We start from the raw sequence: 18,125 nt of genomic DNA, 5'->3' as shown, positions 1-18,125 counted from the left end.
TCAGGGCGGTGAAGGAGGCCAATTGTGAGCACCTGGGTGTTGTCACCGGGGGCAACCTTGACTTGCTGGATCATCCGGCATTCAACTGGGTAAACACGATGATAGGGAATGTGAAGAACTCGCTGCGGGGCAGTTGCCATACGCTCGGAGCGAAGCATTTACCGAGACATCTTGCTGAATACTGCTTCCGGTTTAATCATCGTTTTGACCTCAAAAGCATGTTGGTTGAATTGGGGCATGCAGTCGTGGCAAGCCCTCCGATGCCATATCGGCTCTTGAAGCTGGCTGAGGGTCATGGGTAATCAGGAAAGGCAATGTCGATGAACAACTTCACCCTGCATACCCCGACCAAGATCCTGTTCGGCAAGGGCCAGGTCGCCCAGCTGCGTGCCCAACTGCCACACGACGCCCGCATCCTCATCACCTACGGTGGCGGCAGCGTGGTGCGCAGCGGCCTGCTGGCCCAGATCCGCAGCGAACTGGCCGGCATGACCCTGTTTGAATTCGGCGGCATCGAGCCCAACCCCACCTACGAGACCCTGATGGGGGCGGTCGAGCTGGCCCGAGCCGAGCGGGTCGACTTCCTGCTGGCCGTCGGCGGCGGCTCCGTGCTGGACGGCACCAAGTTCATCGCCGCGGCCGCCCACTACGATCCAGCCCGGGATCCCTGGCACATCCTCGAGACCGTGGGCAACGAAGTGCGTTCCGCCATCCCGCTCGGCGCCGTGCTGACCCTGCCGGCCACCGGTTCCGAGATGAACATGGGCGCCGTGGTGACCCGGCGCAGCACCGGCGACAAGGTGCACTTCTTCTCGCCGTTCGTGATGCCGCGCTTCGCCGTGCTCGACCCCGTGCTCACCTACACCCTGCCGGCCCGTCAGGTGGCCAACGGGGTGGTGGATGCCTTCGTGCACATCCTGGAGCAGTACCTCACCTACCCGGTCAACGCCAAGGTGCAGGATCGCTTCGCCGAGGGCCTGCTGCTGACCCTGCTGGAAGAGGGCCCCAAGGCACTGCTGGAAGAGGGCCCCAAGGCACTGGTGGAACCGGAAAACTACGAGGTGCGCGCCAACATCATGTGGAGTGCCACCCTGGCGCTGAACGGCCTGATCGGAGCCGGTGTGCCGCAGGACTGGGCCACCCACATGCTGGGCCACGAGATCACCGCCCTGCACGGCCTCGACCACGCCCAGACCCTGGCGGTGGTGCTGCCGGCCCTGCTGCAGGCCAAGCGCCAGCAGAAACACGCCAAGCTGCTGCAATACGCCGAGCGGGTGTGGGATCTGCGCAGTGGCAGCGAGGCTGAGCGCATCGACGGCGCCATCGCCGCCACCCGCGACTTCTTCGAGCGGATGGGGATCAAGACCCGGCTGCGGGATTACGGCGTGGCGGACGCAGGAATTGATACCCTGCTCGGCAAGCTGGCGGAACACGGCATGACCGCCATCGGCGAGCACGGCGATATCGACCTGGTGCAGAGCCAGCATATTTATGAGGCGGCCTGGTAAGCCGGGCACACCGGTCAGTCACCTTCGAAACGATTAAATAACAGGGGCCGGATCCGCCTATTTGGCGGGTAGACGGCCCCTTGTCTGTTACAAAACAGTTACTTTTTTCGTTTTCGGCCTGATATCTGTGATCCGTGCGGATTTCGTAAGAACAAAAAGCGCTAAGATAGAGGGCCGGTAAAACATTTTTTTTGACTGGTTGGATCACTTTTTCCAGCGCTTTTTACTGGTATAAGTCGCTAATTTGGTTTGTTTTTTTAAATCATGGTCCGGGACGGGCTGAATTCTGTACGCGCGCTGCCGGGACTGCGGTTGTAATAAAACTCCAAAATTTGATACTAATCACCTTCGCGCCTGAAAAGCGGGGGCCTGACCATGACAGGAGGTTGAGGTAAAGCCTACTGATTTTCATAACAAAGGGCCCGTGACCTGCACTTTGGTCATGTCTTGTTTCGCCAGAAATGCGACACTGGGCAGCGATTGTTTATTAACCATCAGGGAATAGTCATGCAGATTGGAATACCGAGAGAGAGTCTCGCCGGTGAGACCCGGGTCGCAGCGACCCCGGCCACCGTTGAGCAGCTGAAAAAGCTCGGCTTCGAGGTCGCTATCGAGGCCGGTGCCGGCCTGCTGGCCAGCTTCGATGATGCCGCCTTCGAGGCTGCCGGTGCCAGCGTGGTGCCGAGCGTCTGGCAAGCCGACCTCATCTTCAAGGTCAATGCGCCGACCGATGCCGAGATCGCACAAATTAAAGATGGTGCCACTCTGGTGAGCTTCATCTGGCCCGCCCAGAACCCTGAGCTGGTCAAAAAGCTGTCCGAGCGCAACATCAATGTGATGGCGATGGACATGGTGCCGCGGATCTCCCGTGCCCAGTCCCTCGATGCCCTCTCCTCCATGGCCAACATCGGTGGCTATCGCGCCGTCGTTGAAGCCGCGCACCAGTTTGGTCGCTTCTTCACCGGCCAGATCACCGCTGCCGGTAAAGTGCCGCCCGCCAAGGTACTGGTGATCGGTGCCGGCGTCGCCGGTCTGGCCGCCATCGGTACTGCCGGTTCCCTCGGTGCCATCGTGCGTGCGTTCGATACCCGTCTGGAAGTGGCCGAGCAGATCGAGTCCATGGGTGGTGAATTCCTCAAGCTCGACTTCGGCGGCGAGGATGGTTCCTCCTCCGATGGTTATGCCAAGGTGATGAGCGAAGAGTTCATCGCGGCCGAGATGGCGCTGTTTGCCCAGCAGGCCAAGGAAGTGGACATCATCATCACCACCGCCCTGATCCCGGGCAAGCCGGCACCCAAGCTGATCACCAAAGAGATGGTGGACAGCATGAAGCCGGGTTCCGTCATCGTGGACATGGCTGCCCAGGCTGGCGGCAACTGCGAATACACGGTATCGGGTGAACTGCATGTCACCGACAACGGCGTCAAGGTGATCGGTTACACCGATCTGCCGGGTCGTCTGCCTGCCCAATCCTCCCAGCTCTACGGTACCAACCTGGTCAACCTGATGAAGCTGATGTGCAAGGAGAAGGACGGCAACGTCGCCATCGACTTCGAAGACGTGGTGCAGCGCAACATGACGGTGATCCAGGCCGGTGAAGTGACCTTCCCGCCGCCCGCCATCTCCGTCTCTGCCGCCCCGCAGAAGCCGGCCGCCGCCAAACCGGCTGCCAAGAAAGAAGAGGCCAAACCCTCCAACAAGAAGTTCGTGTTCGGTGCCCTCGGCATCGCCGCCTTCGGCTGGGTGGCTGCCGTGGCGCCTGCCGCGTTCCTCTCTCACTTCACCGTATTCATCCTGGCCTGTGTGGTCGGTTACTACGTGGTGTGGAACGTCTCTCACGCCCTGCACACGCCGCTGATGTCGGTCACCAATGCCATCTCCGGCATTATCGTGGTCGGTGCCCTGCTGCAGATTGGGCAAGGGTCGACCCTGGTCACCGCATTGGCCTTCATCGCCGTGCTGATTGCCAGTATCAACATCTTCGGCGGCTTCACCGTCACTCAGCGCATGCTGAAGATGTTCCGTAAAGATTAAGGGGGTTTAACGTGTCTCAAAGACTGGTAACAGCATCCTATATCGTTGCCGCCGTGCTCTTCATCCTCAGTCTCGCGGGACTGTCGAAGCAAGAGACGGCCAAACATGGCAACCTGTTCGGTATCGCGGGTATGGCCATCGCCCTGCTCGCCACCGTATTCAACCCGGAAACCAGTGGCGTTCACTGGATCATCCTGGCCATGGTGATCGGCGGTGCCATCGGCGTGCGTCTGGCGCTCAAGGTCGAGATGACCGAAATGCCCGAGCTGGTGGCCGTGCTGCACAGTTTCGTGGGTATGGCGGCCGTGCTGGTGGGCTTCAACAGCTTCATCGACCTGCACCCGTCTGCTCCGGCTGAAGTGGTGGTCTCCGTCGGTTCCAACCTGGATGCCACTCTGGCCGCGGCCCGCGCCGCCTTCGAACAGGCCAACAGCGTCGCCCAGGTCGAGCACCTGACCGGCGCCATGCTGAACATCCACCTGGTGGAAGTGTTCCTGGGCGTCTTCATTGGTGCGGTGACCTTCACCGGTTCCGTGGTGGCGTTCGGCAAGCTGCGTGGCCTGATCTCTTCCAAGCCGCTGATGCTGCCGCACCGCCACAAGCTGAACCTGCTGGCCGTGGTGGTCTCCATCGCGCTGATGATCCACTTCGTCAACGCCGGTGGCTCCACCTTCGCCCTGCTGGTGATGACCCTGATCGCCTTCGCCTTCGGCTGGCACCTGGTTGCCTCCATCGGCGGCGCCGACATGCCGGTGGTGGTCTCCATGCTGAACTCCTACTCCGGTTGGGCGGCGGCAGCGGCGGGCTTCATGCTCTCCAACGACCTGCTGATCGTCACCGGTGCCCTGGTGGGTTCTTCCGGTGCGATCCTGTCCTACATCATGTGTAAAGCGATGAACCGCTCCTTCATCTCCGTGATCGCCGGTGGCTTCGGCTCCGACGGTGTGGCCTCCACGGCCGACCAGGAGATGGGCGAATACCGCGAGACCAGCGCCGAAGACGTGGCCGAGCTGCTGAAAAACTCCAGCTCCGTCATCATCACCCCGGGCTACGGCATGGCGGTGGCGCAGGCCCAGTATCCGGTTGCCGAAATCACCCAGAAGCTGCGTGACCGCGGCGTCAAGGTGCGCTTCGGTATCCACCCGGTTGCCGGTCGTCTGCCTGGCCACATGAACGTGCTGCTGGCGGAAGCGAAAGTCCCGTACGACATCGTGCTGGAAATGGACGAAATCAACGAAGACTTCAGCGATACCGACACCGTGCTGGTGATCGGTGCCAACGACACCGTCAACCCGGCTGCCATGGAAGATCCGGGCAGCCCCATCGCCGGCATGCCGGTGCTGGAAGTGTGGAAGGCGCAGAACGTCATCGGCTTCAAGCGTTCCATGAACACTGGCTATGCCGGTGTGCAGAACCCGCTGTTCTTCAAAGAGAACACCCAGATGCTGTTCGGCGATGCCAAGGCCAGCGTCGAGGCCATCCTGAAAGCGCTGTAAGCGCTGGAGAGGAAAGCAAAAAGGAGGCTGCGGCCTCCTTTTTTATTACTTACTTTTTGGTATATCCTCAGCCAATGCACAGAGGGAGAGCGCGGCATGGTGTGGCGGAAAGGATGGATCCTGTTTTGTCTCTGGTGGGGGAGCCTGGTGCAGGCCGCCGAGCCGCCGACCCTGACCCTGCTCACTGAACTGTGGCCGCCCTATGTGATGCGCCTCGACGACGGCAGTCTGGGCGGTGCCGATCTTGAGCTGGCCCGCACCGTGCTCAAACGGATGGGCTACCAGACCACGGTCAAGGTGTTGCCCTGGAAGCGGGTGCTGCAGGAGGCCAGGTTCCAGCGCGGCGATGCCGTGGTCGACGTCTTCTTCGAGGAGCGCCGGCTAGAGTGGCTGCATTATCCGGATGAACCCCTCTCCCAGAGCGGCGAAGTGATCTTCTTCCCCTTCAGCAAACCTGTCGACTATCAGAGCCTGGAGAGCCTCAAGGGGCTGCGTATCGGCACCCAGGCCGATTACGCCTATGGCGAACCCTTCCTGACCTCGGCCCTGTTCACCCGGGTGCCCATGACCGGGGAGAGCAACATGATCAAGCAGCTGCACCTGATGATGGCGGGTCGGCTGGATGCGGTGGTGATGAACCAGATAGTGGGCCGTTACCTGCTCAAGGGGCAGGGGCTGCAGGATCAGGTCGGTCACAGCGAAAAGATGGTGACCGAGAGCAACCGCAACTTTCTCGCCTTTACCCACAGGCCCGGCAACGAACGGCTGGCCTATCAGTTCTCCCTCGCCCTCAAGGCCTTCAAGCAGACCCCCGAGTATCAGGCCCTGCTGACCCGCTACGGGCTCTGACCCCCTCTTGAACCGGCGGTACCGGGCCGCTATCGCCCTGTTGTGCGCCTGTTCACATTTTGTGGCACTTCATCGCCAGTGGGGCATAATGCCTGCGCAAAAAGCGAGTCGGCTCAATTTTATTTGAGTCCTATTGCTTTAGAGTTACCAAAAGTTGATCGGATTGCCCAGCGTCGCAGCGGCCCCGATCATAGGCGCGGCCCTCATTCGGTTGCCGCCAGACCGGCATCTCCCGCCATACTGGTTATATGTCGCTCCGCCGTTGCACGGCGGGCCGGACAGCACAATACACGCCCCCATGCGGGCACCATGAACATGAGACACATCGCAATGAACGCACAATGGACCGACTTTATTACCCTGCTCAAGCGTGAAGTGGTGCCGGCCCTTGGCTGCACCGAGCCTATGTCGGTGGCGCTGGCGGCGGCCAACTGCCGCAAGCTGCTGGGGCAGGTGCCGACCCGCGTCAGCGTCTGGGTCAGCGGCAACCTGTTCAAGAACGGCATGGGGGTCGGGGTGCCGGGCACCGGCATGATAGGGCTGCCGGTGGCTGCCGCCGTCGGTATCACCGGCGGCAACCCGGATGCCGGGCTGGAGGTGCTCAAGACCCTCACGCCGGATCAGGTCGAAGCCGCCAAGGCGCTGCTGCCCGCCATCAAGGTGGACGTGAAGGACGTGCCGGACGTGCTCTATGCCGAGGTGCTTGCGGAGGTGGAGGGCCACAGCGCCCGGGTGGTGATCTGTACCGACCACACCCGCATCATCCTGATGGAGCGCGATGGCGAGGTGCTGATGGCGCAGGACAGCGCCCCCGGCGTGCAGATCCAGGCCGCCCCTGCCAGCAAGCCCGCCATGACCCTGCGCGAGATTGTCGAGTTCGCCCTGCAGGTGCCGCTGGCCGAGATCGACTTCATCCGCGAGGCGGCCACCATGAACCAGGCGCTGGCGGACGAAGGGTTGCAGGGGTATGGCCTGCGCATCGGCAAGATCCTCACTGAGCAGGTGGAGCGCAAGCTGCTCTCCGATGACCTGATGACTCTGGCCATGCGCCTCTCTTCCGCCGCCTCCGACGCGCGGATGGATGGCGCCATGCTGCCCGCCATGTCCAATTCAGGCTCCGGCAACCAGGGCATTGCCGCCACCATGCCGGTGGTCGCCGCCGCCCGCTTCCTCAGGGCGAGCGACGAGCAGCTGACCCGGGCGCTGGTGATGAGCCACCTGGTCGCCATCTACATCAAGACCTACCAGAACAAGCTGTCGGCCCTCTGTGCCGCCAGCACCGCCGCCATGGGGGCGGGGGCCGCCATCACCTGGCTGCTGGGTGGTCAGTTCGAGCAAATTAGTCACTGCATCAACAACATGATTGGCGACGTTTCCGGTATCATCTGCGACGGTGCCGGCAGCGCCTGTTCCATGAAGGTCTCTACCTCCACCTCGGCAGCGGTGAAATCCTCGCTGATGGCCATCAACAATCTGCGGGTCCCCCAGAGTGAAGGCATTGTCTCCGACGACGTGGATCAGACCATCGCCAACCTGGGCCGCCTCTCCAAGCAGGGGATGCTGGATACCGATATCGAGATCATCAACATCATGCGGGCCAAGCAACAAGGCAAGGCCGAGTGATGCAAGAGGGTGGCGCAGGCCACCCTCCGTTTTTCTGCCTGTTGACGCCACCCCGGCCACACCGGGGGGCGCGCCGCCACGACGCGGCAGGTTTCAGGGAGGAGTGCGCACTGGGCACTCGTCCGCACACTTCGGGCCTGGCCCGATCATTTTGGGGAATATCGTCATGACTCTTAGCGTTATAGGTAATCTGGCCATCCTGGCCATGTTGCTGCTGTTTCTCTATCGGTTGCAGCAGACCCACGTCAGCTTCACCCGCCGGGTCTTCTCGGGGCTGGGGCTGGGCATCCTGTTCGGCGCCGCCCTGCAGCTGCTCTACGGGGCCGGTTCCGACGTGCTGGTGCAGACCGGCGACTACCTGGACATCGTCGGTAGCGGCTATGTGAAGCTGCTGCAGATGATCATCATTCCGCTCATCATGGTCTCCATCATTGGGGCCATCCTCAAGCTCAACGGTGGCACCGCCCTCGGCAAGATCAGCGCCATGACCATAGGGGTGCTGATCTTCACCACCATGATCGCCGCCGGGGCGGGCATCCTGATGTCCAACCTATTCGGCCTGACCGCCGAGGGGCTCACCGCAGGCGCCGCCGAAACCGCCCGCGGGGCGGCCTTGCAGACCACCCTCGGCAGCGTCGAGAGCATGTCCTTTGCCAAGATGGTGCTGGAGTTCATCCCGGCCAACCCCTTCCTCGACATGACGGGGGCGCGCAAGACCTCCACCATCGCCGTGGTGATCTTCTCCATCTTCATCGGCCTCTCCGCCACCGGCATCGCCCGCAAGAAGCCGGAGATCTTCGCGAGTTTCGGCCACTTCATGCAGGTGGCCCACGTCATCGTGATGCGGATGGTGACCCTGGTGCTGCGCCTCACCCCCTACGGCGTGCTGGCGCTGATGACCAAGGTGGTGTCCGGCTCCAACTACGCCGACATCATCAACCTGCTCAACTTCGTGCTGGCCTCCTACGGTGCCATCGCCATCATGTTCGCCGTGCACCTGCTGCTGGTGGCGCTGGTGGGCATCAACCCGGCCCGCTTCCTGAAGAAGATCATGCCGGTGCTGGCCTTTGCCTTCACCTCCCGGACCAGCGCGGGTTCCATCCCGATGAACGTGCAGACCCAGACCAAGGCGCTCGGCATTCCTGAGGGGATCGCCAACTTCGCCGCCTCGTTCGGTTCGACCATCGGCCAGAACGGCTGCGCCGGCATCTATCCGGCCATGCTGGCGGTCATGATTGCGCCGACCGTGGGGGTCAACCCCATGGATCCGGGCTTCATCATGACCCTGATCGCCATCATCACCGTCAGCTCCTTCGGGGTGGCCGGCATTGGTGGCGGCGCCACTTTTGCCGCGCTGATCGTGCTCTCCGCGCTGGACTTCCCAGTGGCGCTGGCCGGTCTGCTCATCTCCATCGAGCCGTTGATCGACATGGGTCGTACCGCGCTGAACGTCTCCGGCTCCATCACTGCCGGTACCGTCACCAGCCGTCTGCTGGGGGAGACCGACATGGCGGTGTTCAACAGCGAGCAGGAAGTCTGTCTGGACGGCGAAGAGTCCACCATCTGATCCGCCGCGGGAGGGGATCCCTTCCGCCATCAACCACAGGGAGGGCATGCCCTCCCTGCGTCATTGACAGGAGCAAGTATGAGAATCGTGATCATCGGTGGCGAAGCCGCCGGCATGAGTGCGGCCGCCAAGGCGCGCCGACTGGCCAAAGAGGCTGAGATCGTGGTGTATGAGGCGTCCGAGGTGATCTCCTTCGGTGCCTGCGGTCTGCCCTATTTCGTCGGCGACGAGTTTCAGGAGCCCGGCTACATGGCCGAGTTCACCCCGGCGCAGTTCGCCGCCAAGGGGATCGAGGTCAAGACCGGCCACCGGGTGTTGAGCCTGGATGCCGCCACCCAGGCGCTGAAGGTCGAGCACCAGGGCGACACCTTCACCGATCGCTACGATCGGCTGATGATCGCCACCGGCGCCCGCGAAGTGATGCCGCCCATCCCGGGCCTGCAGCAGGAAGGGGTATTCGGCCTGCGCCGCATGGCCGACGGGCTGGCCCTCAAGGCCGCCGTGCAGGAAAAGGCCAACACCCGTGCTGTTGTGATCGGTTCCGGCTTTATCGGGCTGGAGGTGGTCGAGGCGCTGGTCCATCAGGGCAAGGAGGTGCGCCTGATCGAGCTGGCGGAGCGGGTCATCCCGGAGGCGTTCGACAGTGAAATCACCCAGCATATCGAGACCGAGCTGCGCGAGCAGGGAGTCTCTCTCCATCTTGGCGAGCGAGTTGAAGCCCTGCTGGGAGATGGCCGGGTGACCGGCGTGCGCACCAGCCATGGCGAGTTCGAGGCCGACATCGTGGTGGTCTGCACCGGGGTCAAACCCAATACCGAGTTTCTGGCCGATACGGGCATCGAGCGGCTCGGCAATGGCGCCATCAAGGTGGACCGGCAGGGGCGCAGCTCGCTGGCCAATGTCTGGTCGGCCGGCGACTGTGCCAGCGTCTGGCACGGCGTGAAGCAGCAGCAGGTCTATGTGCCGCTCGCCACCATCGCCAACAAGCTGGGGCGCATGGTGGGCGAGAACCTGGCGGGCGCCGAGCAGGAATTCCCGGGCACCCTCGGCTCTGCCGCGCTCAAGGTGCTGGGGCTGGAGGCGGGCCGTACCGGCCTCTCCGAGCAGGAAGCCAAGGCGATAGGGATCGACTATCGCACCGTGGTGATCAAGGACAAGTGCCACACCAACTACTGCCCAGGTCAGTCCGACATCCACGTCAAGCTGGTCTACGAGGCGGGCAGCAAGCGGCTGCTGGGTGGTCAGATCCTCGGGCGCAAGGGGGCGGTGCACCGCATCGATGCGCTGGCGGTCGCCATCACCATGGGGGTGACCACGGAGCAGCTCGGCATGCTGGACTTTGCCTACGCGCCGCCCTTCTCCCGCACCTGGGATGTGCTCAACGTGGCGGGCAACGTTGCCAAGTAATACAAGGCATGACGGCGTGGCTGATGTGCGCCGTCTTTCCCCATGCCGCCGGCACGGGGTGAAGGGGCATGTCGTTCATGAACAGCGCCCATAAAAAAACCGGAGCCAAGGCTCCGGTTTTTCATTGTGCGGCAAGCGATCAGCTGCGACCGAGACGATTGTCCGGGTAGTTCTTGGCCAGCACTTCGCGGGCGTGCTGGGCCAGGGTCGGCATCTTCAGGGTGTCGTAGGAGTTGATCATGATCTCCAGCGCCTTCTCGGTTTCGGCCGTGTCGGGATAGGTCTCGACGATCAGCTTGGCGCGGTTGGCGGCGGCGATCAGCGCATCACGCTTCACATAGTACTCGGCCACGCTCAGGTCGTAGCGGGCGAGCCGGTTCTTCAGACCGATCATGCGGGCACGGGCATCGGCGGCGTAGACGCTGTTGGGGTAGTTCTGCAACAGGGTCTTGAAATCCTGGAAGGCCTGACGGGCATAGGAGGGGTCTTTGTCGTCCCGATCTATGCCCAGGAAGTCCTGGAAGAAGTTGTAATCGCCGGCCATGTTGGTCAGACCGCGCATGTAGAAGACGTAATCGATATTTTTATGCGCCGGGTTGAGGCGGATAAAACGGTCGATATTGGCGATCGCTTGGGCAGTGTCATCCTGCTTGTAGTAGGCGTAAATGAGGTCGAGCTGAACCTGGTTGGAGTAGGCGCCGAAAGGATAGCGAGAATCCAGCGCTTCCAGTAACTCGATAGCATTCAGGTAGTTACCGGCATCCAGCTTGACGCGTGCTTTCTGGTACAGGGTCTCCGGCGGTTCGTCCGGTACCTTGGGTTTGGTGCTGGAACAGCCTGTGATCAAGGTAGCGACCAAGGCGAGTGACATCAGCAGGTGAGACTTCTTTCCTATCAACAACATCCGGTCCATTTCCACGAAATTGGCAAAGTATCCGTTATGCTTGGCTAAAAGAAAAGCTAGAATACCCGGATTATTTCGAATTGATACCCCCCGCTCAAGAGACCATACATGAGCCAGCATATTGAACTGACAGGCGAATTCCAGGATCACCAATTCGGGCAGCGACTCGACCAGGCCCTGGCCGAATTGTTTCCAGACTACTCCCGCACCCGCATCAAGGAGTGGATTTTACAGGACAGAGTGACCCTGGATGGTCAGGTTGCCAATACCCCGCGCGAGAAGGTGCTGGCCGGGCAGAAGGTGCATGTGGATGTCGAGCTGGAAGATGACACCCGCTTCGATGCGCAGGATATCGAGCTCAACATCGTTTACGAAGATGAACACATTCTGGTGATCGACAAGCCGGCCGGTCTGGTGGTTCACCCGGGCGCCGGTACGCCCGATGGCACCATCCTCAACGCCCTGCTGCACCGCTACCCGGACATCGCCGAAGTGCCCCGCGCCGGTATCGTGCACCGTCTGGATAAAGACACAACAGGTCTGATGGTGGTCGCCAAGACAGTGCCGGCCCAGACCCATCTGGTGGAGGCGCTGCAGGCGCGCCAGATCACCCGTGAGTACGAAGCGATCGCCATCGGTCACATGACTGCCGGCGGCACCGTCGATGCCCCCATCGGCCGTCACCCGACCCAGCGTACCCACATGGCCGTTGTGCCCAATGGCCGTCCTTCCGTGACCCACTACCGGGTGCACGAGAAGTTCCGCGGCCACACCCGGCTGCGGCTGCGGCTGGAAACCGGTCGTACCCACCAGATCCGTGTGCACATGGCCTACATCAAGCACCCGCTGGTGGGTGATCCGGCCTACGGCGGTCGTCTGCGTCCGCTGCGCAACGCCATCCCCGAGCTGACCGAGGCCCTGCGCAACTTCCATCGCCAGGCGCTGCACGCCACCATGCTGCAGCTGGCGCACCCCATCACCGGTGAGGTGATGCAATGGCACTCGCCCACGCCGCAGGACATGCTGGATCTGATGGAAGTACTGCGGGCTGATACCCTGGCCAATCCGGACGATCTGGTCTGGAACTGATGAAAAGGGCGGCTCTGCGACGACTCCTGCCGTAACCTGCCCTGCATGATTCGAAACGGGGCCCCTTGACTGGTTGCAGCCAAGGGGCCCCGTTTTCATATGAACGAAAGGAGCCACAGATGAAATGGATCGAACCCGACTGGCCGGCCCCGGCCAAAGTCAGAGCCCTGTCGACCACCCGTGACGGCGGCGTCAGCGAGGGGGTCTTTGCCGGCCTCAACCTGGGGGCCCACGTGGGGGACGAACCGGCCAGGGTCGAGACCAACCGGGCCCGGCTGCAGCAGGCGGCCTCCATCCCCGGCACTCTCAACTGGCTCAATCAGGTGCACGGCACCGCGGTGCATCCCGTCAGCAGCGACTATGGCTGCGCACCGGATGCGGATGCCGCCTGCGCCCGAGACGCGGGTCAGGCCTGCATCGTGATGACCGCCGACTGCCTGCCTGTGCTGTTCAGCGATCGGGCCGGCACCGTGGTGGCTGCCGCTCACGCCGGCTGGCGCGGGCTGCAGGGGGGCGTGCTGGAGGCGAGCATCGCCGCCATGGGCTGCGAGCCGGGCGAGATCCTGGCCTGGCTCGGTCCGGCCATCGGCCCCACTGCGTTTGAAGTGGGTGGCGAGGTGCGCGAGGCCTTTATGGCGGAGCAGGCTGCAGCAGAGGCAGCGTTTGTGCCTTCGCCCAACGAGGGCAAGTGGCTGGCGGACATTTACCAGCTGGCCCGCCTGCGCCTCGCCCGCACCGGCGTCACCGCCGTCTATGGCGGTGACTACTGTACCTTCAGCGACAGCGAGCAGTTCTACTCTTATCGTCGCGACGGCCAGACCGGCCGTATGGCCTCCATCATCTGGCTGGCCGAATAAACACTGAGCGGCCCCTTGTTTGCCAAGGGGCCGTGATCCCCTCACGCCAGCATCTGCAGAAAAAATAACCAGCCCCGCCCCTTGAAATAGTCCGTACGGGCCTCATCTTTCATCTCAGAAAGTTATGTTGTTTGCCGCGCAAGCGGCGTCTGCCTGTTTGAAGGGGGAGTGCAATGCGCCTCGATCGCCTGACCAGCAAATTCCAGATTGCTATTTCCGATGCCCAGTCTCTTGCGCTGGGTCGTGACCACCAATTCATCGAACCCGTTCACCTGATGACCGCCCTGGTCAACCAGGATGGCGGCTCCATTCGCCCGTTGCTGACCCTGACCGGGCTGGACATCAATGCCCTGCGTTCGCGTCTGGGTGAAGAACTCGACCGCCTGCCGCGTGTCAGCGGCGTGGAGGGGGACGTGCAGCTCTCCAACGGCCTCGGCCGGTTGCTCAACGTCTGCGACAAGCTGGCCCAGCAGCGCAAGGATCAGTTCATCTCCTCCGAACTGTTCGTGCTGGCGGCCCTCGACGAGAAGGGGACGCTGGGCGAACTGCTGCGTGCCCAGGGGCTGACCAAGGAGAAACTCGAAGCGGCCATCGACAAGGTGCGTGGCGGCAAGAAGGTGGAGGATGCCAACGCCGAGGAGAATCGTCAGGCGCTGGAGAAGTACACCATCGATCTGACCGAGCGGGCCGAGATCGGCAAGCTCGACCCGGTGATCGGCCGGGATGACGAAATTCGCCGCACCATCCAGGTGCTGCAACGCCGCACCAAGAACAACCCGGTGCTGATCGGGGCTCCCGGTGTCGGCAAGACTGCCATCGTCGAGGGGCTGGCCCAGCGCATCATCAACGGCGAGGTGCCGGAGGGGCTCAAGAACAAGCGGGTGCTCTCCTTGGACATGGGGGCCCTGGTGGCCGGTGCCAAGTATCGCGGCGAGTTCGAGGAACGGCTCAAGGCGGTGCTGAACGATCTGGCCAAGGAGGAGGGCAACGTCATTCTCTTCATCGACGAGCTGCACACCATGGTCGGCGCCGGCAAGGGTGAAGGCGCCATGGACGCGGGCAATATGCTCAAACCGGCGCTGGCGCGGGGCGAACTGCACTGTGTCGGGGCTACCACGCTCGATGAATATCGCCAGTTCATCGAGAAGGATGCCGCGTTGGAGCGCCGCTTCCAGAAGGTGCTGGTGGAAGAGCCGAGCGTGGAGGATACCATCGCCATCCTGCGCGGCCTGAAGGAGCGCTACGAGCTGCACCACCACGTGCAGATCACCGACCCCGCCATCGTGGCGGCGGCACAGCTGTCGCACCGCTACATCGCGGATCGTCAGCTGCCGGACAAGGCCATCGACCTCATCGACGAGGCGGCGGCCAGCATCCGGCTGCAGATCGACTCCAAGCCCGAGTCCCTCGACCGGCTCGAGCGGCGCATCATCCAGCTGAAACTCGAACAGCAGGCGCTGATGAAGGAGGATGACGACGCCAGCCGCAAACGGCTCGAGCTCATCAACCAGGAGATAGGTGAAAAAGATCGGGAATACAACGAGCTGGAAGAGGTGTGGAAGGCCGAGAAGGCCGCCCTCGCCGGCACCCAGCACATCAAGGCGGCGCTGGAGCAGGCCCGTCAGGATCTCGACGTGGCTCGCCGCGCAGGGGACTTGGGCCGCATGTCCGAGCTGCAGTACGGCCGCATTCCGGAGCTGGAGAAACAGCTGGATCTCGCCACCCAGGCCGAGATGCAGGAGACCAGCCTGCTGCGCAACCGGGTCACCGACGTGGAGATCGCAGACGTGCTGGCGCGCTGGACCGGTATCCCGGTGGCCCGCATGCTGGAAGGGGAGCGCGAGAAGCTGCTGCGGATGGAAGATCAGCTGCATAGCCGGGTGATCGGCCAGGAGGAGGCGGTCGAGGCGGTCTCCAACGCCATTCGCCGCTCCCGCGCAGGTCTCTCGGACCCGAACCGCCCCATCGGTTCTTTCCTGTTCCTCGGGCCCACCGGGGTGGGCAAGACCGAGCTGTGCAAGGCGCTGGCCGAGTTCCTGTTCGATACCCAGGACGCCATGGTGCGGATCGACATGTCCGAGTTCATGGAGAAACACAGCGTGGCCCGTCTGGTGGGGGCGCCTCCCGGCTACGTGGGTTATGAAGAAGGCGGTTATCTGACCGAGGCGGTGCGCCGTCGCCCCTATTCGGTGATCCTGCTGGACGAGGTGGAGAAGGCCCACCCCGATGTGTTCAACATCCTGCTGCAGGTGCTGGATGACGGCCGCCTGACCGATGGTCAGGGTCGCACCGTGGACTTCCGCAACACCGTGGTCATCATGACCTCCAACCTGGGATCGGATCTCATTCAGGAGCACCACTCCGAGAAGGATTACGACGAGATGAAGGCCATGTTGATGGAGGTGCTGGCCCGCAGTTTCCGGCCGGAGTTCATCAACCGGATCGACGAGACAGTGGTGTTCCACCCGCTCGGCGAGGAGCACATCAAGTCCATCGCCCGCATCCAGCTCAAGAGCCTGATGAGCCGGTTGGAGGCCCAGGGTTACGAGGTGGAGGTGAGCGAAGCACTGCTGAACAAGCTGGTCCACGCCGGGTTCGACCCCGTCTACGGGGCGCGTCCCCTCAAGCGGGCGATCCAGCACAAGGTGGAGAACCCGCTGGCGCAGGCGCTGCTCTCCGGCCGCATCGTTCCGGGCAAGAAACTGGTGCTGGGGGCCGACAGCAACGGCCTGACCATGACCCAATAACTGGATCGCTGATAAAAACGCAGGCCCCGAGCCTGCGTTTTTTTTGAGGGGTAATTGAATGCTCACCTTTTCCGTACTGGTGGATGACGATGTCCATCTGCCTGGCTGTCTGCCCGAGAAGGGGCTGTCGTTGCTGCTGGAGTGCGACGGCCTCAGGGTGCTGTTTGACAGCGGCCGTGGCCGGGCGCTGCGCCACAACGCCGCCGTGATGGGGGTCGATCTCGCCTCGCTCACCCATGTGGTGCTCTCTCACGGTCACTACGACCATGTGGGCGGGATAGGCTCGCTGCCCGTCTATCCGACTCCCATTCCTCTCATCGCCTGTCCGGACGTGTTCTGCGAGCGGGGCTACTTCCTGCCGCTTCCCTTCTGGCGGCGCAACCTCTATCGCCTGTCGGGAGGGCTGGAACGGGAGTCGCTGGCGGCCAGAGGCTTGCTCCCCCACTGCTCGGCCGAGCCGGTGTGGCTCTCGGAGCGTCTGGTGTTCCTAGGCAGCATTGCGCGGCGCGAGCGGGCCGCCCCCTCGCTGCTTGGCTACATCATGCGGGGTGGGCGGGTGGAGAAAGACCTTATCAGCGACGACTCGGCGCTGGTCTACAAGAGTGAACAGGGGCTCATCGTCTTTATCGGCTGTGGTCACGCCGGGCCCGAGAACATCATCGAACGGGCCAGGGAGGTGTGTGGCGATGAGCGGATCCACGCCGTCATCGGCGGCCTGCACCTGAAGTTTTCCGGTCCGCAGCGGGCGGCGGCGCTCGGCGCCTATCTGCAGGAGGAGGCGGTGGAGAAGCTGTTTGCCTGCCACTGCACCGGCAGCAGGAAAGCGGATCTGCCGCGCCAGTGCCAGATCGGAGCCGGTTTCGAATACCGGTTTTCGGCGTAAAAAAAAAACGGCAATCCGAAGATTGCCGGGAGGAATGTAGTGAAGCGACCTGACGTGGGTTGAGCGGGTCGCAGGGGCAAGCCCCCGATGGCGAAGCAAGGCCGCTGCCGGTCTTGCCGCTTACAGCCTGCCGGGGATGCGCTCGCTCAACCCCGACGGCCACTTGCTTGTTGCCATGCCGGCGGCGATCGCGCCGGCCTGGCCTTCATTCGTTACAGCATGCCCTGCACGGCGGCCTTCATCTCGGCCGGCCAGACGCCGACCTGGACCTGGCCGATGTGCTCTTTTTGCAGCAGCAGCATGGCCAGACGGGATTGGCCGATGCCGCCGCCGATGGTTTGCGGCATCCGGGCTGCCAGCAGATCCTGGTGCCAGTCGTACTGCAGGCGATCCTCGTCACCTGTGATGGCGAGCTGGCGGCGCAGCGCCTCGGCGTCGACCCGGATCCCCATGGAGGAGATCTCGAAGCTGTCCTGCAGCACCGGGTTCCACACCAGGATATCGCCGTTCAGCCCTGCCAGGCCCAGCTCGCTGTGGCTGCTCCAGTCGTCGTAGTCCGGGGCGCGTACGTCGTGGCGCTCACCGTGGGAGAGGGCACCGCCGATACCGATCAGGAACACGGCACCCAGCTCCTTGGCGATGGCGCGCTCGCGCCCCTTGGCGTCGAGGTCCGGGTAGCGGGTCAGCAGCTCTTCGCTGTGCACGAACTGGATTTCGGCCGGCAGGAAGGGGGTCAGCTCATGCTCGGCACAGACCGCGCGCTCGGTGGCCTTGATGGCGGCCCAGATGCCGCGCACCGTCTCCTGCAGGTAGGCCAGATCGCGGCGCTCGCTCGGCATCACCTTCTCCCAGTCCCACTGATCCACGTAGACGGAGTGGATGGGGGTGAGGCGATCCTCGTCCGGACGCAGTGCCTTCATGTGGGTGTAGATGCCTTCGCCCGGACCGAAGCCAAAGCGGCCCAGGGTCTGGCGCTTCCATTTGGCCAGTGAGTGCACCACTTCGTAGCTGTGCTGCGGCAGGGTCTTCACCTTGACCTGCACCGCATTCTCGTGGCCAGAGAGGTTGTCTTGAGTGCCATCACCGACCCGGCTCAGGATGGGGGCTTGTACCTCCATCAGACCCAGCTGCTGGGCGAGTTGGCGGGAGAACATCTCTTTG

At 62.9% G+C, this 18,125-nt stretch carries 14 protein-coding genes; 12 read left to right on the top strand and 2 right to left on the bottom strand.

Annotated features, from left to right (window positions below; genetic code table 11):
* The 8 genes from CAK78_RS21890 to CAK78_RS21855 all read left to right on the top strand — a co-directional run.
* Window positions 1–302: transposase (locus tag CAK78_RS21890; protein ID WP_141214218.1), on the top strand; the 302-nt coding region annotated here is incomplete at its 5' end.
* An 18-nt stretch (window positions 303–320) separates the two neighbouring features.
* Complete coding sequence (yqhD, locus tag CAK78_RS21885; protein ID WP_094698692.1) at window positions 321–1,508, top strand: alcohol dehydrogenase; 1,188 nt, start codon at window positions 321–323, stop codon at window positions 1,506–1,508.
* Between the two features lie 507 nt (window positions 1,509–2,015).
* Window positions 2,016–3,542 carry a Re/Si-specific NAD(P)(+) transhydrogenase subunit alpha gene (pntA, locus tag CAK78_RS21880; RefSeq protein ID WP_010635814.1) on the top strand — a complete coding sequence of 509 codons (1,527 nt, stop codon included), beginning with the start codon at window positions 2,016–2,018 and terminating at the stop codon, window positions 3,540–3,542.
* 11 nt (window positions 3,543–3,553) lie between these two features.
* Entirely contained in the window at window positions 3,554–5,038 is a 1,485-nt protein-coding gene (gene pntB / locus CAK78_RS21875; protein WP_094698690.1) for a Re/Si-specific NAD(P)(+) transhydrogenase subunit beta, read from the top strand.
* Between the two features lie 96 nt (window positions 5,039–5,134).
* Window positions 5,135–5,887: a substrate-binding periplasmic protein gene (locus CAK78_RS21870; protein ID WP_017781197.1), complete on the top strand. Its 753-nt coding sequence runs from the start codon at window positions 5,135–5,137 to the stop codon at window positions 5,885–5,887.
* 315 nt (window positions 5,888–6,202) lie between these two features.
* On the top strand, window positions 6,203–7,510 hold the full coding sequence (locus CAK78_RS21865) for an L-cysteine desulfidase family protein (protein ID WP_176452889.1): 1,308 nt from the start codon (window positions 6,203–6,205) through the stop codon (window positions 7,508–7,510).
* 166 nt (window positions 7,511–7,676) lie between these two features.
* The gene (locus CAK78_RS21860) at window positions 7,677–9,077 is read left to right on the top strand and encodes an L-cystine transporter (RefSeq protein WP_017779299.1); all 1,401 of its coding nucleotides are present in this window, start codon (window positions 7,677–7,679) and stop codon (window positions 9,075–9,077) included.
* Window positions 9,078–9,155: 78 nt separating this feature from the next.
* Window positions 9,156–10,484 carry a CoA-disulfide reductase gene (locus CAK78_RS21855; RefSeq protein WP_094698688.1) on the top strand — a complete coding sequence of 443 codons (1,329 nt, stop codon included), beginning with the start codon at window positions 9,156–9,158 and terminating at the stop codon, window positions 10,482–10,484.
* A gap of 139 nt (window positions 10,485–10,623) precedes the next feature.
* Here the strand turns inward: CAK78_RS21855 and CAK78_RS21850 are convergent, their stop codons facing one another.
* The gene (locus tag CAK78_RS21850) at window positions 10,624–11,388 is read right to left on the bottom strand and encodes an outer membrane protein assembly factor BamD (RefSeq protein ID WP_094698687.1); all 765 of its coding nucleotides are present in this window, start codon (window positions 11,386–11,388) and stop codon (window positions 10,624–10,626) included.
* Window positions 11,389–11,496: 108 nt separating this feature from the next.
* On the opposite strand from CAK78_RS21850, the gene rluD reads away from it, so the two are divergent.
* From rluD to CAK78_RS21830, 4 genes are all read left to right on the top strand, one after another.
* Complete coding sequence (gene rluD / locus CAK78_RS21845; RefSeq protein WP_094698686.1) at window positions 11,497–12,477, top strand: 23S rRNA pseudouridine(1911/1915/1917) synthase RluD; 981 nt, start codon at window positions 11,497–11,499, stop codon at window positions 12,475–12,477.
* A 119-nt stretch (window positions 12,478–12,596) separates the two neighbouring features.
* A complete protein-coding gene (gene pgeF, locus CAK78_RS21840) occupies window positions 12,597–13,334 on the top strand; it encodes a peptidoglycan editing factor PgeF (protein ID WP_094698685.1) in 738 nt (245 codons plus the stop codon).
* A gap of 173 nt (window positions 13,335–13,507) precedes the next feature.
* Complete coding sequence (gene clpB, locus CAK78_RS21835; protein WP_094698684.1) at window positions 13,508–16,081, top strand: ATP-dependent chaperone ClpB; 2,574 nt, start codon at window positions 13,508–13,510, stop codon at window positions 16,079–16,081.
* A gap of 58 nt (window positions 16,082–16,139) precedes the next feature.
* A complete protein-coding gene (locus CAK78_RS21830; RefSeq protein ID WP_094698683.1) occupies window positions 16,140–16,964 on the top strand; it encodes an MBL fold metallo-hydrolase in 825 nt (274 codons plus the stop codon).
* Between the two features lie 212 nt (window positions 16,965–17,176).
* Here CAK78_RS21830 and asnA read toward each other — a convergent pair.
* A partial coding sequence (gene asnA, locus CAK78_RS21825) for an aspartate--ammonia ligase (protein WP_217900840.1) occupies window positions 17,177–18,125 on the bottom strand: 949 nt, incomplete at its 5' end.

Origin of the sequence: Aeromonas sp. A35_P (assembly GCF_002259925.1) — a bacterium.
GTDB lineage: Bacteria > Pseudomonadota > Gammaproteobacteria > Enterobacterales > Aeromonadaceae > Aeromonas > Aeromonas dhakensis.
This window is presented reverse-complemented; position numbering and strand designations above follow the sequence as displayed.